This window comes from Micromonospora sp. NPDC003241 (assembly GCF_053589795.1).
The window spans coordinates 48,987-62,750 of record NZ_JBSFSO010000024.1 but is presented as its reverse complement, the minus strand read 5'-3'; the positions used below and the strand labels follow the sequence as shown (position 1 = coordinate 62,750).

Here is a 13,764-nt window from a genome sequence, read left to right as displayed (position 1 = left end):
GGCGGTATTCGTCGCTGACGGGAGCCTAGACGACGAACATCGTCTGTGCAACACTCCTAGTTGACGGATAGCGACGCTCCGGCGTCCCAAACTGCGGGGGGTCCGATGGCCTTGTTGGAGGTGCGCGACCTGCGTACCGAATTCCGTGCCGCGCGCGGCACGGTAACGGCGGTCGACGGCGTCTCGTTCACCGTCGACGCGGGCGAGACGGTGGCCCTGGTGGGGGAGTCAGGCTGCGGGAAGTCGGCCACCGCGCAGTCCATCATGGGCCTGATCGTGCCCCCAGCCGGCGAGGTGACCGGCGGACAGGTGCTCTTCGAAGGGCGGGACCTGCTGCGGCTGCGCCCCCGCGAACTGCGGGCAGTCCGCGGCAAGGGCATCTCGATGATCTTTCAGGACCCGATGACCTCGCTGAACCCGGTGCTGACCGTGGGCAAGCAGCTCACCGAGACCCTGGAACTGCATCTCGATCTGAGCCGCCGCGCCGCGCGGACGCGAGCTGTGGAACTACTGGAGATGGTGCGCATCCCCGCCGCCGAGACCCGACTGAGCTCCTATCCCCACCAGCTCTCGGGTGGGATGCGGCAACGCGTGATGATCGCGATGGCGCTCTCCTGCAACCCCCGACTGATCCTCGCCGACGAGATCACCACCGCACTCGACGTGACCATCCAGGCACAGGTCCTGGATCTGCTCCGCGAGCTGGCCCGGGAGACACGTACCGCAGTCCTGCTGATCACCCACGATCTCGGGGTCGTGGCGGGCATGGCCGAACGGGTCAACGTGATGTACGCCGGCCAGATCGTCGAGAGGGCCGAGACGGTCGACCTGTTCCACCGTCCGCAGATGCCCTACACCTGGGGGCTGCTCGGCTCGGTGCCCCGGCTCGACCTGGTCCGCGGCGGCAAGCTCCGCCCGATCGCCGGACGCCCGCCGGAGCTGTCGGAGATGCCGGACGGCTGCCGGTTCGCACCGCGCTGCGCACACGTGCGCGAGACCTGCCGGGGCCGCGCACCCGATCTCGTCACCACCTGGGAGACGCCCGACCGGGGTCAGTTGACCCGCTGCTGGGGGATGCGGTCCGTCGACGAGGGCGGCTGGCTCACCACCAAGGACCGGCACCCCTACCTCTCGACGAAGGAGAGCTGATGTCGCAGGCTGCTGCCACCACACCCGAACGGCCCCTGCTGCAGGTGCGTGACCTGGCGGTCGACTTCAAGGTGCCGGTGCGCGGCAAGCTGCGACCGGCCCGCCTGCGGGCGGTGTCCGGAGTGGACCTCGACGTCCGGCGAGGCGAGATCATCGGTGTGGTCGGCGAGTCCGGCTGTGGCAAATCCACCACCGGACGCGCCATCCTCCAACTCCTCAAGCCCAGCAGCGGCACGGTGACCTTCGACGACACCGAGCTGACCACCCTGAGCCGAAGCCGGATGCGGGCGATGCGCCGCCGGATGCAGATGATCTTCCAGGATCCCTACGCCTCGCTGAACCCGCGCATGACCATCGGCGAACTCATCGAGGAACCGCTCCTGGTGCACACCGAACTCTCCGCAGCCGGGCGGCGGGCCAAGGCAGTCGACACCATGCAACTTGTCGGGCTCAGCGAGCAGTGGCACGACCGCTACCCGCATGAGTTCTCCGGCGGCCAGCGCCAGCGGGTGGGCATCGCCCGAGCGCTGGTCAGCAACCCGGACTTCATCGTGGCCGACGAGCCGGTCTCCGCGCTGGACGTCTCCGTGCAGGCGCAGATCGTCAATCTGTTGGAGCAGTTGCAGGACGACCTGGGCCTCACGATGATGTTCATCGCGCACGACCTGGCCGTCGTACGGCACCTCTGTGACCGGATCGCCGTGATGTACCTCGGCACCGTCGTCGAGGTGGGCGAGTGCGAGGACATGTACCGCCGTCCGCAGCACCCGTACACCAAGGCGCTGCTCTCGGCGGTCCCGATTCCCGACCCGCTGGTCGAGACCGAGCGCAAGCGCCTCATCCTCACCGGAGACGTGCCGAGCCCACTCAGCCCGCCCAGCGGATGCCGCTTCCGGACCCGATGCTGGAAGGCACAGGAGATCTGCGCGACGCAGGAGCCCGCGCTGGCCACTGCCGTGGGCAGCGGTCACCAGGTGGCCTGCCACTTCCCCGAGGCGGCCGGCCCGACCGACCAGGCCCTCGTCACCGTGACCGGTGGCGACCGGTGACCGGGACGATGCCGCACCATCTCAACCTCGTCGACGGGGAGTGGGTCGACGGCGAACGCCGCGCCAACCACAACCCGGCGCGTCCTGGCGAGGTGGTCAGCGAGTACGCCCTGGCCGACCGGGACACCGCGCGGGCGGCGATCGAGGCCGCCCGTCGGGCCCAACCCGGCTGGGCCCGGCAGCCGGTCGCGGCCCGGATGGAGATCCTGGACCGGATCGGTGCCACCCTGCTGCGCCGGACCGAGGAACTCGCCGTCCTGCTCGCCCGGGAGGAGGGCAAGCTCCTCGCCGAGGCCCGGGGAGAGGTCGTCCGGGCCGGCCAGACCTTCCGGTACTACGCCCACCAACTCCTGCAACCGCAGGGCGAGGTCTACTCGTCCACCCGTCCGAACGTGCACGCCGAGGTCCGGCGCCGGCCACTCGGCGTGGTCGGGATCATCACGCCGTGGAACTACCCGCTCGCCATTCCGGCGTGGAAGGTCGCACCCGCGCTCGCCCACGGCAACACGGTGGTGCTCAAGCCGGCCGAGCTGGTGACCGCCTCGGCCGGGGAACTCGCCCGAATCGTCGCCGAGGCCGGAACGCCACCCGGCGTGTTCAACCTCGTCATGGGCGCAGGCCGGGTGGTCGGCGAGGAACTGCTCACCTCGACCGCAGTCGACGGTGTCTCGTTCACCGGCGGCACCGGCACCGGCGCACACGTCGCCCGGCAGTGCATCGCCCACGGCAACAAGCGGTTCCAGCTCGAAATGGGCGGCAAGAACCCGTTGGTGGTGCTCGACGACGCCGACCTGGAGGTGGCGGTCCGCTGCGCGTTGGACGGCAGCTTCTTCAGTACCGGCCAGCGCTGCACGGCGTCGAGCCGACTGATCGTGCATGCGAACATCCACGACCGGTTCGTGGCGGCGCTGGCCACAGCGGTCAGCGCACTACGGGTCGGCGACCCGCTCGACCCGCGCAGCGACCTCGGTCCGGTGGTGAGTCCCGAACAACTCGCCCAGAACCTCGACTACGTCCAGATCGGACGGGACGAGGGCGCCACCGTGGTGGCCGGCGGGGAGCACCACCCGGACGAGGGGCAGTTCATGCGCCCCACCCTCTTCACCGACGCCCGCAACACCATGCGCCTGGCCCGGGAGGAGATCTTCGGTCCGGTCTCCTGCGTCATCCGCGTCAACGATCTCGACGAGGCGATCGACGTGGCCGGGGACACCGACTTCGGGCTGTCCGCCGGGATCGTCACCACGTCCCTGTCCGCGGCCGAGCGGTTCAAGCGGGACGCCCGCGCCGGCATCGTCACCGTCAACCTGCCCACCGCCGGCACCGAGTTGCACCTGCCCTTCGGCGGCACCGGCGCCTCCAACCACGGCCCACGGGAGCAGGGCGGCTACGCGCGCGACTTCTACAGCGTGCCGGTGACCTGCTACACCGGCTGGTGAGGACACGTCCATGACACCGAAGATCCTGCTCACCGAGCCGATCGCCGCAGCCGGAATGGACCTGCTGCACGCCGCGGGTGAGGTGCACGTCGCCCACACCACCGACCCGGAGACCCTCGCCGGGCCCCTGGTCACGGCCGACGCCCTGATAGTGCGCTCCTCGGCCGTGACTGCCGGGATGCTCACGGCCGCCCGGCGACTGAAGGTCGTCGGCCGGCACGGCGCCGGCGTCGACGGCATCGACCTGGCCGCCGCCGAACGCCTCGGCATACCGGTGGTCAGCACACCGGGCGCCAACGCCGAGTCGGTCGCCGAGTTCGTCGTCCTGGCCGCCCTCACCCTGGCCCGCCAGGCACCGGCGGCGGCATCCTCGTTGGCCGGCGGTGTCTTTCCGGCCGGCCGCTCACTGCCGTCGGCGGTCGTCGCGGCCGGGCTGACCGGGACCATGCTCGCCGGCCGCACGCTGGGCCTGATCGGGCTCGGCGCGATCGGCCGAGGCGTCGCCATCCGCGCCCAGGGACTGGGCATGACGGTCATCGGATACGACGTCGCCACCACCACCCCACCACCTGGGGTACGCCTGGTCGGGCTGGACGACCTACTGCGCGAAGCCGACGTGGTCAGCCTGCACGTACCGCAGACTCCGCAGACGACCGAGCTGATCGACGCCGCCGCGCTCACTCGGATGCGGCCGGACGCCCTGCTGGTCAACACCGCACGGGCGGGTGTCGTGGACGGCGCAGCCGTGCTGGCCGCACTCGACGCCGGGCGGTTACGCGGCTACGCCGTCGACGTGTTCGCGCCCGAACCACCCGCTCCCGACGACCCGTTGCTGCACCATCCCAGGGTCTTCGCGACCCCGCACATGGCGGCGATGACCCACGACGCGCTCGATGCGATGGCCGTCGCCGTGGCACGTGGCGTGATCGCGCACCTGCAAGCCTCGGAAGGAACCGAACCGTGACCCTGTCTGCCCCCGTGTCCGCGCTCGCGTCCGTCGGCGTCGACACCCTCGTCGACGACGACACCCGGGACCTCCAGGCCGCCGTCCGTGGCTTCGTCGACCGGCGGGTCCGCCCGCACATCGCCACCTGGTACGAACAGGGCGGCCTGCCCGTCCAGGAACTGGCCCGCGAACTCGGCGACCTCGGCGTGCTCGGTATGCACCTGAGCGGCTACGGCTGCGCCGGCACCTCCGCCGTGGCGTACGGATTGGCCTGCTTCGAACTGGAGGCGGGTGACTCCGGGCTCCGCTCGTTGGTCTCGGTGCAGGGCTCGCTGGCCATGTACGCCATCTGGCGATTCGGCTCCGAGGAGCAGAAGCAGCAGTGGCTGCCCCGAATGGCCGCGGGCGAGGCAATCGGCTGCTTCGGGCTGACCGAGCCGGACTTCGGCTCCGACCCGGGCGGAATGCGGACCCGGGCCCGCCGCGACGGCGACGACTGGGTACTCAACGGCACCAAGATGTGGATCACCAATGGATCGGTGGCGGACGTCGCCGTGGTCTGGGCATACACCGACGAGGGAGTGCGGGGCTTCCTCGTGCCCGCCGGCACCCCCGGTTTCACCGCCCCGGAGATCAAGCGCAAGCTCTCCCTGCGCGCCTCGGTCACGTCGGAACTCGTCCTCGACGACGTGCGGCTTCCCGCCGACGCGATGCTGCCTCAGGCTGCCGGCCTTTCCGGGCCGTTGTCCTGCCTCAACGAGGCCCGCTTCGGCATCGTCTTCGGAGCGCTCGGCGCGGCGCACGACTGCCTGGAGACGACCATCGCGTACTCCCGTAGCCGGCAGATCTTCGACAAGCCGCTCGCCGCGTACCAAGCCACCCAACTCAAACTCGCCGACATGGGGCTCGAACTGGGCAAGGGCATGCTCCTGGCGTTGCAGCTCGGCGCACTCAAGGACGCCGGGACTCTCGACCACCGGCAGATCAGCCTGGGCAAACTGAACAGCGTACGGGAGGCGATCGCCATCGCCCGGGAATGCCGGACGATCCTCGGCGCGGCCGGAATCACCCTCGACTACCCGGTCATCCGACACGCAGCGAACCTCGAATCGGTTCTCACCTACGAGGGAACCTCCGAAGTGCACCAACTGATCATCGGGCAGATGCTGACCGGACACGCCGCCTTCACGTGAGGGCCGCCGCCGGTCTGCTCGCCCCGAGCCTCATCGACGACCGCGTACCACCCGCGACTGCCACCTGGGGCGCAGCCACCATCTCGGTCGCCACCTCCAGGGGAGGCCGTTGCGGCGAGCCGATCACGGTCACGGGCGTCGGCCACCAGTGGCTCGGTGCTGCTGGCAAGCCGGTCCTGGAACCTCCCCTCCGCGTGGTACCGCGGTACCACGCGGAATGAGCACCGTGGTCGGATGGCGGGCCGCCCGACCGTCCGTAACGTCGGCCCGGTGATCGAAGTTCACGACCTGACCAGGAGGTACGGCGGCGTCTCGGCAGTGCGGAACGTGTCGTTCCGCCTGGAACCCGGTGTCCTGCACGGAATCCTCGGCCCGGCCGGCGCCGGCAAGTCCACGACGCTGCGCCTGATGGTCGGGCTGGACCGGGCCACGTCCGGACGGTGCCTGTTCGACGGCCGGCCCTACCGTGATCTGGCGTACCCGCTGCGGGAAGTCGGCGTCCTGCTCGCCCCGCCGCCGACTCATCCCGGCCGCACCGGCCGCGACCACCTGCGGATCCTTGCCCGGACCCACGGGATCCCGGACCGCCGCACCGACGAGGTCCTGGAGATGACCGGGCTGGCCGGCGTCGCGCGGCTGCGGGCCGGCGTCTATTCCCCCGGCCTGCGGCAGCGGCTCGGCCTGGCCGGCGCGCTGCTGGGCGACGCGCCGGCCCTGCTGCTCGACGATCCGGCGGCCGGACTGGACCCGGACGGTGTCGCCTGGCTGCGCGCCCTGCTCCGCACGCTCGCCCGCGAGGGCCGGGCCGTCCTGGTCACCGGCCGCCTGACCGGGGAACTGGCCCGCGACATCGACCGGCTGATCATTCTCGGGCGGGGCCGGGTGCTCGCCGACGCTCCGACGGCCGAGGTGATCTCACGAAACACGGTCCCGGCGGTGCGGGCCCGCCCGGACCGCCCGGACGACCTGGAGAAGCTGCTGCGCGGGCACGGCGCGGCCGTCGCCCTGCGCCCGGACGGCCGCCTGGAGATCACCGGCTTGACCTCGGCCGACATCGCCGGGCTGGCCGCCCGCGCCGGGATCCTGCTGATCGAGAGCACTTCGGTGCAGGCCTCGCTCGATGACGTCTATCTGGCTCTGGCCCGCGGCCGATGATCCGCCTCGTCGCCGCCGAGTGGCTGAAACTCCGCACCCTGACATCGTTCTGGATCTGCGCGGGAACCGCGCTGGTCCTCACCCCTGCGGCCGCGGCGCTGTCCGGGCTCCTGGCCGCTGCGGTCCTTCAGACGGTGATCATCGTGCTGGCGGCTGTCGTGCCCGGTGCGGAGTACGCCAGCGGCACCATCCGGACGACCTTCCTGGCCACGCCCCGCCGGATCGCCGTGGTGACCGCGAAGGCGGTGGTGGTGACCGTGGTCGCGGCGGTGCTCGGGGCCGTGTGCCTGATGCTGGCGTACGCTGTCGTGACGCCGGCCGATGTGCACTACGGCACAGTCGTGGGCCGGTCGGCCGTCGATATCGGATACTGCGTGCTCGTCGCGCTGTTCGCGCTCGCCGTCACGTTCGCCGTCAAGCACACGGCGTCCGCTGTCAGCCTCGCCCTCAGCGCCGTCCTGCTGGTCAGATTGGTGCTGATGGTGGTGAGCATGATGTTCGGGGCCGACCCGGCGACGGCTCTCTGGAACCTCTGACCCGTGGAGCCCGACACCGGGATCCGGGTCTTCTGGGCCCACCATCCCCACCTGGCCACCGTCATCGTCGTCGTGGTCAGCCTCACGGCCGGCCTCGACGTCGACATGCTGACCGGCGACATGACCTGGGCCAGCTGGTGGGCGGTGGCCGTCAACACGGTGATCTCGCTGGCGCTGATCTGGCGGCGGTCGTGGCCGTGGGCGGTGCTGGCGGTGACCGTGACCGGCGACGTCCTGTCCGGCGACACTCAGCTGATCGCGTTCGCCGTGGTGATGTATGCGCTGGTGGTACACCGCTCGTTGCAGGCCGCGACGATCGGCGCGGTGCTCTCGGTGGCCGTGCTCGGGGTGGTCACCTTCCAGCATGAGGGCCGCCCCGGGCTCGGCCCCTTCATCGGCCTCTACGGGCTCGCGGTGATCATTCCGGTGCTGGTCGGCGCGACCGTCGCCACCCGCCGCCGGCACGTGCGGTCGCTGGAGGACCGGGCCGCCCGGCTGGTCCGTGAGAAGGAACAGGAGGGCAAGCTGGCCGCCGCCCGCGAGCGCGTGCGGATCGCCCACGACATGCACGACATCGTCGCCCACAACCTGACCATCATGGTCCGCCTGGCCGACGGCGCGACCGCGGTCGCCGACACCGACCCGGAGCGTTCCCGCAAGGCCGTGCAGCGGGTCGCCGCCCTGGGACGGGAGGCGATGACCGACATGCGCCGGCTGCTCGGCGTGCTGCGCGACGACACCCCGGACACTCCTGGTGACCTGGAGAGCCTGATCGAGACGTTCCTTATCGCCGGCCTGCCGGTGACCCTGCGCCGCCACGGGCCGGATCCGTCCTCACCGGGTCTGCAGCGGGTGGTGTTCCGGGTCGTGCAGGAGTCGCTGACCAACGCGCTGCGCTACGCCGACAGGCCCACCGACGTCCTGGTCGACCTGGACTACGGCGACGACCCGATCCGGATCATGGTCGCCGACGACGGCCGGGGCACCACGCCGGCCCCGTCGGTCGGCAGCGAGCAGGGTCTGAACGCGATGCGTGAACGAGTCGCCATGTACGGCGGCACCGTCGAAGCCGGCCGGCAGGTGGTCGGGTGGACCGTCCGAGTCAACCTGCCCCATCCCGCAGAAGGCGCCGATGTCTGAGATAACCCTGCTGCTCGTGGACGACCAGGAACTGCTGCGCGAGGGCATGGCCATGGTCCTCGGCGCGGCACCCGGCCTGCGTGTCGTCGGTGAGGCCGGCGACGGCCGGGCCGGTGCTCTGCTGGCCCGGGAACGCCGCCCCGACGTGGTGCTGATGGACGTCCGGATGCCGATCATGGACGGGATCGAGGCGACGCGGGACATCGTCGCCAACTGTCCCGGCACCCGGGTCCTCATCCTGACCACTTTCGACCTGGACGAGTACGCGTTCACCGGCCTGCGCGCCGGGGCCAGCGGCTTCCTGCTCAAGGACGCGCCCTCGGCCGACCTGATCGACGCGGTCCGCACCATCGCAGCCGGCGCGGCGGTGGTATCGCCCCGGATCACCCGCGCCCTGCTCGACCACTACCAGGGCGGGCGGGCCCCCGACCCGGCGGGCACGAGCCTGCTGGAGGAACTGACCGCCCGGGAGCGCGAGGTGCTGGTCGCGATCGGCCGTGGACTGTCCAACCCTGAGATCGCCGGGGAGTTGTTCCTGTCCGAGTCGACGGTGAAGACCCATGTCGGCCGGGTGCTGGCCAAACTCGGGGCCCGCGACCGGGTGCACGCGGTGATCTGGGCGCACACGAACGGGCTCGTCTGAGTCGTGTGGTACCGCGGTACCACACAGGATGAGCACCGTGGTCGGATGGCTGCCCGGCGGGGCGTCCGTAGTGTCATTCCCATGAACGAGGTCGATGAAAACGGCCTCTGACCAGGAGAAACCCACCCCGCGTCTCGCCGGAAGAGGACTGTGTCATGACCACCAGAACCCGCGTCAACCCCCTCGTGATCTGGGCGCCGGTCTCGATCGCCTTGCTCGTCGCCGCGTTCGTAGCCTGGATCGGCTGGCCGGTCGGGCCCGCCCAGCTGCCGGAAGGCGCCTCGACCGTCGACGTCTATCTGATCAGTGACGAGCTGAGCGAACCGGCCGAGCGCGGCCAGACCGACGGCTGGTTCGGCGGTCTCGGCCTGCCGTGCGGCACCGACGCGTGGTACGTCGAGGCGAACAGCACCGCGATGTGCGCGGCGTTGGACGGCCCGAAGGGCACCGTCGTCGTGAACACCAGGGACAAGCAGATCTCGCTGCCCGACGCGTCGCAGACCGCGCTGAAGGTCTGGGCCACCGAGGCCGACGCCGGCACCGAACAGCACACCACCCGCGTCCTGCTGGTGCAGGACAGCACCGCGGTCGCGGTCGTCGCTCTGGCCAGTCCGGCCACCGCTGCCCCGGTCGACTAGCCCCATACCCGAGTCGCTTGACGGGCGCCACCGACGTCCGCGGCCCAGTCGCGCCCCTTTCCACAGACAGGAAGTCCGATGAAACCAAAATCCCCCTATTTGTCCGCAGCGTGTTGAGTGCGCTTCTCGCCGTGGTGCTGGCCCCGGTCGCCGTCGTGGTTCCGGCGCGTGCCGCCGCTGACTTCACCTGGCGATTCGACGTCCGCTACCCGGCCGAGCAGGAACGCTTTGTCGAGCGGGCGCTCGCGAGCGCCTACCCCGCCCGCTACTACGACCTCGATGCCGACGACATGCCGCTCGACCCGGACGAGCTGGTCAAGCGGGACCTGACATGCGATGTCGGCAGTATCGCCGACAAGACCGCCGATGAGCTCATCTTGTGCGGCCTGAGGAAGAAGTACAACGCGAACCCGGATGGCAAACTGCCGAAGAAGGTGGAGATCGAGCTCCATCAGGGCACGGACACGACCACGATCGAGATCAAGGACACCACGCCACCGGACGCGAACGGAGGAGAGTGGGCGTCGGCCGGAATGTCGATCGTCGGTACTGTCCTGCGGGTCTTCCTGGAGGCGGCCTGCCTCGACTACCGCGCCAACCGGGGGCACCCCGTTCCTGACCCGGTCGTGGTGGCCACCTGTGCCACCTTCGGCGAGGCACTGTCCAACTTCATCAGTCGAACGGCGGAGAACGCGAGGACCGGCCTGATCAACGACCTGAACGCCTGGGGCGCTGACGTCCTTGCCGTGCTCGTCGCCGCTGGAGTTGCCGGCCTGTGGGAGTGGAGGCTTCTCGGCCAGGTGGTGAACAATGAGGGGGAGTTCTTCCGACAGATCGTGGTCGTCATCGACCGGATGGCGAGTGGTGTCGGCCGGGTCTGCCCGTTGTGCAAGACGTACCTCGGCTCCGTCTACAAAGGGCTGTACGACAAGTTCATCAGGTCCGCCCCGCCCGTCCCGGCGATCCCGCGCGGGCTGGCCGCGTTGCGGGTGATGCCACTCGGTGACTCGATCACCTACGGCGTCGGTGTCGACAACCCGGACGGCACGGGATATCGCGCACGACTCTTCGACGGGCTGAAGGACGACGCGGTGCTGGACCTCGTCGGCTCGCAGAGTTCGGGGACCCTGCCGGACAAGAACCACGAGGGCCATCCGGGCTGGCGGATCGACCAGATCGACCGGCTGGTGGAGTGTGCGATCCCGCGCTACCGGCCGAACGTGGTGCTGCTGCACATCGGCACCAACGACATGTCGCGCAACTTCGAGGTGGCCGGCGCTCCGGCTCGGCTGGACGCCCTGATCGGCAAGATCGTCAGGCTGGCCCCGGAGACCACGCTGCTGGTGGCGCAGCTCGTGCCGGCGTACAACGCGGGCACCAACAACCAGGTGCAGGCGTACAACCGGGCTATCCCCGGCATCGTCGCCAAGCACGCAGCCGCCGGCAAGCGGGTCCGAGTGGTCGACATGAGCGCCGTGACGCGGGACGACCTGACCGACTCGGTCCACCCGAACGCCGACGGCTACCGCAAGATGGCCGATGCGTTCCTCGGCGCCGTCCGGGCCGCCCGCGCCGCCGGCACCATCGTCGACCCGGTCGGTGGGCGAGCCGACGCGTGCGCTGGCGAGGTCGGCAAGGCCCCCGACTCGATCTCGGACGGCAGCACTGCGTCCGGTACCGGGTGGCGCTGGGAGGGCATCGTCGCCCCGGGCGTCGGCGCGCCCCGCAACCGGGTGCAGTTCGCGGACGTCGACGGGGACGGCCTGGACGACTACCTGGTGCTCGACGATCAGGCCAGGGTCAAGGCGTGGACCAACGCGCACACCCTCGGTGGCGGGTACGGTTGGAAGTATCGCGGGACGGTCGCGACCGGGGTGGGGGCGGTTCCGGAGAACGTCAGGTTCGCCGACGTCGACGGGGACGCACTCGACGACTACCTCGTGGTGGACGGCACCGGCCGGGTGTCGGCGTGGATCAACCAGTTCACCCCGGCGGGCGGGTTCGGCTGGTCGTACGCCGGGGTGATCGCCACCGGCGTCGGCGCCACCCGCGACCAGGTGCGGTTCGCCGACATGACCGGCGACGGCAAGGACGACTACCTGGTCGTCGACGATCAGGGCCGGGTCACCGCGTACGCCAACGCGTACTCGACCGGCGGCGCGTACGGGTGGTCCTCGATGGGGCTGGTGGCCAGCGGCGTGAACGCGACCCGGGACCGGGTCCGGTTCGCCGACGTCAACGGCGACGCCCGCGACGATTACCTGGTCGTGCACGACGAGGGGCACGTCAACGTCTGGTTGAACACGCTTCCCGCCCTGACCGTTCAGGCACCGGGAACCCGTCCCCCGAGCATCGTGTGGCAGAACCACGGCCGCACCCTGACCGCCGCCGGCGCGAACCGTGACCAGGTCAGGTTCGCCGATATCAACGGCGACGGCAAGGACGACTACCTGTTGGTCGACTCCGCCGGCCGGGCCGCCGCCGCGCTCAACGACAGGTACGGCCGCCCGGACGTGTGGGACTGGCAGGGCGTGATCGGCCGCAACCCGGATCCCACGACCCGCAGCGGCATGGTCGACCTGACCGGCGACGGCCGAGCGGACTGGGTGGCGATCCGCGCGGACGGCAGCGTCGCCGCCTGGGTCAACCGGGTAGGCCAGGGCGGCGGTTACGGCTGGGACTACGCCGGAGCGATCACCACCGGCACCACTCCGGGCCGGGACCGGCTCCGGTTCGCCGACGTGGACGGCGACGGCAAGGACGACTACCTCGTCCTCGACGACAACGGCGCGACCCGGGCATGGCTCAACAGGTACACCCCGGACGGCGGCTTCGGTTGGAACTACGTCGGTGTCATCGCCCCGGGTGTCCAGGCACCGAAGGAACAGGTGCGGTTCGCCGACATGGACGGTGATCGCAAGGACGACTACCTCGTCCTCGGCGACGACGGCGGAGTGAGGGCCTGGCTCAACCGGCGTACCGCATCCGGGTGGGGCTGGGACTACGCCGGGTCGATCGCGCCGGGCCCGCACCCGGTGCGCGACGAGATCCACCTGACGGACCTCAACGGTGACTTCCGGGCCGACTACCTGCTGGTCGACGCCGCCGGACGCGCCTGGGCCTGGCTCAACGCGTACGGCAACAACCGCTTCACCTGGCGTTTCGACGGACTGGTCGCCTCCGGGGTCGGAGCGAGCGGCTCGCAGGTCAGGTTCGCCGACCTGAACGGCGACCGTCGGGCCGACTACCTGGTGGAGAGCCCGGACGGCCGGATCAAGGCGTGGACCTTCCACGGGTACGTGGTGAACGAGCCGGCGTCGCAGACGCCGATGCCCGGCGCGCCGACCGCCCCGGACGTCGACATCACCTTCGATCCGTGTCTGCTGGAGGTGGCCAACCGGCTGCCCTGCTGATTCTCCTGGCGAGCGCGACCGTCACCCGCCCCCGTCCGACGGGTGGCGGTCGCGCCACGAACTGTGCTAACTCCACGCCGGGACGCTCGGCGGGGGCGAGGGTCGTCATGGGTACCGACGGCAGCCAAGACGATGTGCCCGCCGTCGGCGGGTCGTCCTCCGATGGGTCATCTGGCTCACGCGCGTGCCGCTGCTCCAGAGGACGACCCGCGCTACGTAGATCCTGCCTCGCAACGCCTCCAGTTGTGGTGCGTCGATTCATGGATCCGGCATGGCCGCGACCGGTAAAGGTACGTCTCAGGTCAGGGTGCGGAAATATCCGCCCGCGTCCCGCAGGTGACCGGTCGTCGTAGGCCGGTGAAGGCCGGGCCACCCGCCCCGAACGGCCAGAACATGAGACCAATACGCAACGGTGAGATCCGATGTAGAGGTATCGGCCCACGTCCCGCAACGGAGGCCAGCC

At 70.4% G+C, this 13,764-nt stretch carries 11 protein-coding genes; all 11 read left to right on the top strand.

The genetic code is table 11. The features are described from left to right. The first annotated feature begins 105 nt into the window (after positions 1-105). The 11 genes from ACWDVW_RS19665 to ACWDVW_RS19615 all read left to right on the top strand — a co-directional run bounded on the left by ACWDVW_RS19665 (position 106) and on the right by ACWDVW_RS19615 (position 13,301). Positions 106-1,149 (top strand): ABC transporter ATP-binding protein, encoded by a 1,044-nt coding sequence (locus ACWDVW_RS19665; protein ID WP_396697001.1) that lies wholly within the window; start codon positions 106-108, stop codon positions 1,147-1,149. Further along, a complete protein-coding gene (locus ACWDVW_RS19660) occupies positions 1,149-2,198 on the top strand; it encodes an ABC transporter ATP-binding protein (protein ID WP_431727310.1) in 1,050 nt (349 codons plus the stop codon). The genes ACWDVW_RS19665 and ACWDVW_RS19660 overlap by 1 nt, the downstream gene beginning before the upstream one ends. Continuing rightward, positions 2,195-3,637, top strand: coding sequence for an aldehyde dehydrogenase family protein (locus ACWDVW_RS19655; RefSeq protein WP_449950808.1), 1,443 nt, complete (start codon positions 2,195-2,197; stop codon positions 3,635-3,637). The genes ACWDVW_RS19660 and ACWDVW_RS19655 overlap by 4 nt, the downstream gene beginning before the upstream one ends. A gap of 10 nt (positions 3,638-3,647) precedes the next feature. Beyond that, positions 3,648-4,601, top strand: coding sequence for an NAD(P)-dependent oxidoreductase (locus ACWDVW_RS19650; RefSeq protein WP_449950805.1), 954 nt, complete (start codon positions 3,648-3,650; stop codon positions 4,599-4,601). Next, positions 4,598-5,776, top strand: a complete 1,179-nt coding sequence (locus ACWDVW_RS19645) for an acyl-CoA dehydrogenase family protein (RefSeq protein WP_449950802.1) — start codon at positions 4,598-4,600, stop codon at positions 5,774-5,776. The genes ACWDVW_RS19650 and ACWDVW_RS19645 overlap by 4 nt, the downstream gene beginning before the upstream one ends. Before the next feature lie 270 nt (positions 5,777-6,046). Then, positions 6,047-6,931, top strand: a complete 885-nt coding sequence (locus tag ACWDVW_RS19640; RefSeq protein WP_449950799.1) for an ATP-binding cassette domain-containing protein — start codon at positions 6,047-6,049, stop codon at positions 6,929-6,931. Then, positions 6,928-7,467, top strand: coding sequence for a hypothetical protein (locus tag ACWDVW_RS19635; protein ID WP_449950796.1), 540 nt, complete (start codon positions 6,928-6,930; stop codon positions 7,465-7,467). Before ACWDVW_RS19640 ends, ACWDVW_RS19635 begins: the two co-directional genes overlap by 4 nt. Before the next feature lie 3 nt (positions 7,468-7,470). Continuing rightward, complete coding sequence (locus ACWDVW_RS19630) at positions 7,471-8,607, top strand: sensor histidine kinase (protein WP_449950793.1); 1,137 nt, start codon at positions 7,471-7,473, stop codon at positions 8,605-8,607. Then, complete coding sequence (locus ACWDVW_RS19625; RefSeq protein ID WP_449950790.1) at positions 8,600-9,250, top strand: response regulator; 651 nt, start codon at positions 8,600-8,602, stop codon at positions 9,248-9,250. The genes ACWDVW_RS19630 and ACWDVW_RS19625 overlap by 8 nt, the downstream gene beginning before the upstream one ends. Before the next feature lie 155 nt (positions 9,251-9,405). Next, entirely contained in the window at positions 9,406-9,888 is a 483-nt protein-coding gene (locus ACWDVW_RS19620) for a hypothetical protein (RefSeq protein WP_449950787.1), read from the top strand. A 110-nt stretch (positions 9,889-9,998) separates the two neighbouring features. Then, positions 9,999-13,301: an FG-GAP-like repeat-containing protein gene (locus ACWDVW_RS19615; RefSeq protein WP_449950784.1), complete on the top strand. Its 3,303-nt coding sequence runs from the start codon at positions 9,999-10,001 to the stop codon at positions 13,299-13,301. The last annotated feature ends 463 nt before the right edge of the window (positions 13,302-13,764 follow it).

Coding starts and splice junctions, on each gene's coding strand:
- ACWDVW_RS19665 (WP_396697001.1), top strand. CDS start 106: ATGGCCTTGTTGGAGGTGCGCGACCTGCGTACCGAATTCCGTGCCGCG.
- ACWDVW_RS19660 (WP_431727310.1), top strand. CDS start 1,149: ATGTCGCAGGCTGCTGCCACCACACCCGAACGGCCCCTGCTGCAGGTG.
- ACWDVW_RS19650 (WP_449950805.1), top strand. CDS start 3,648: ATGACACCGAAGATCCTGCTCACCGAGCCGATCGCCGCAGCCGGAATG.
- ACWDVW_RS19635 (WP_449950796.1), top strand. CDS start 6,928: ATGATCCGCCTCGTCGCCGCCGAGTGGCTGAAACTCCGCACCCTGACA.
- ACWDVW_RS19625 (WP_449950790.1), top strand. CDS start 8,600: ATGTCTGAGATAACCCTGCTGCTCGTGGACGACCAGGAACTGCTGCGC.
- ACWDVW_RS19620 (WP_449950787.1), top strand. CDS start 9,406: ATGACCACCAGAACCCGCGTCAACCCCCTCGTGATCTGGGCGCCGGTC.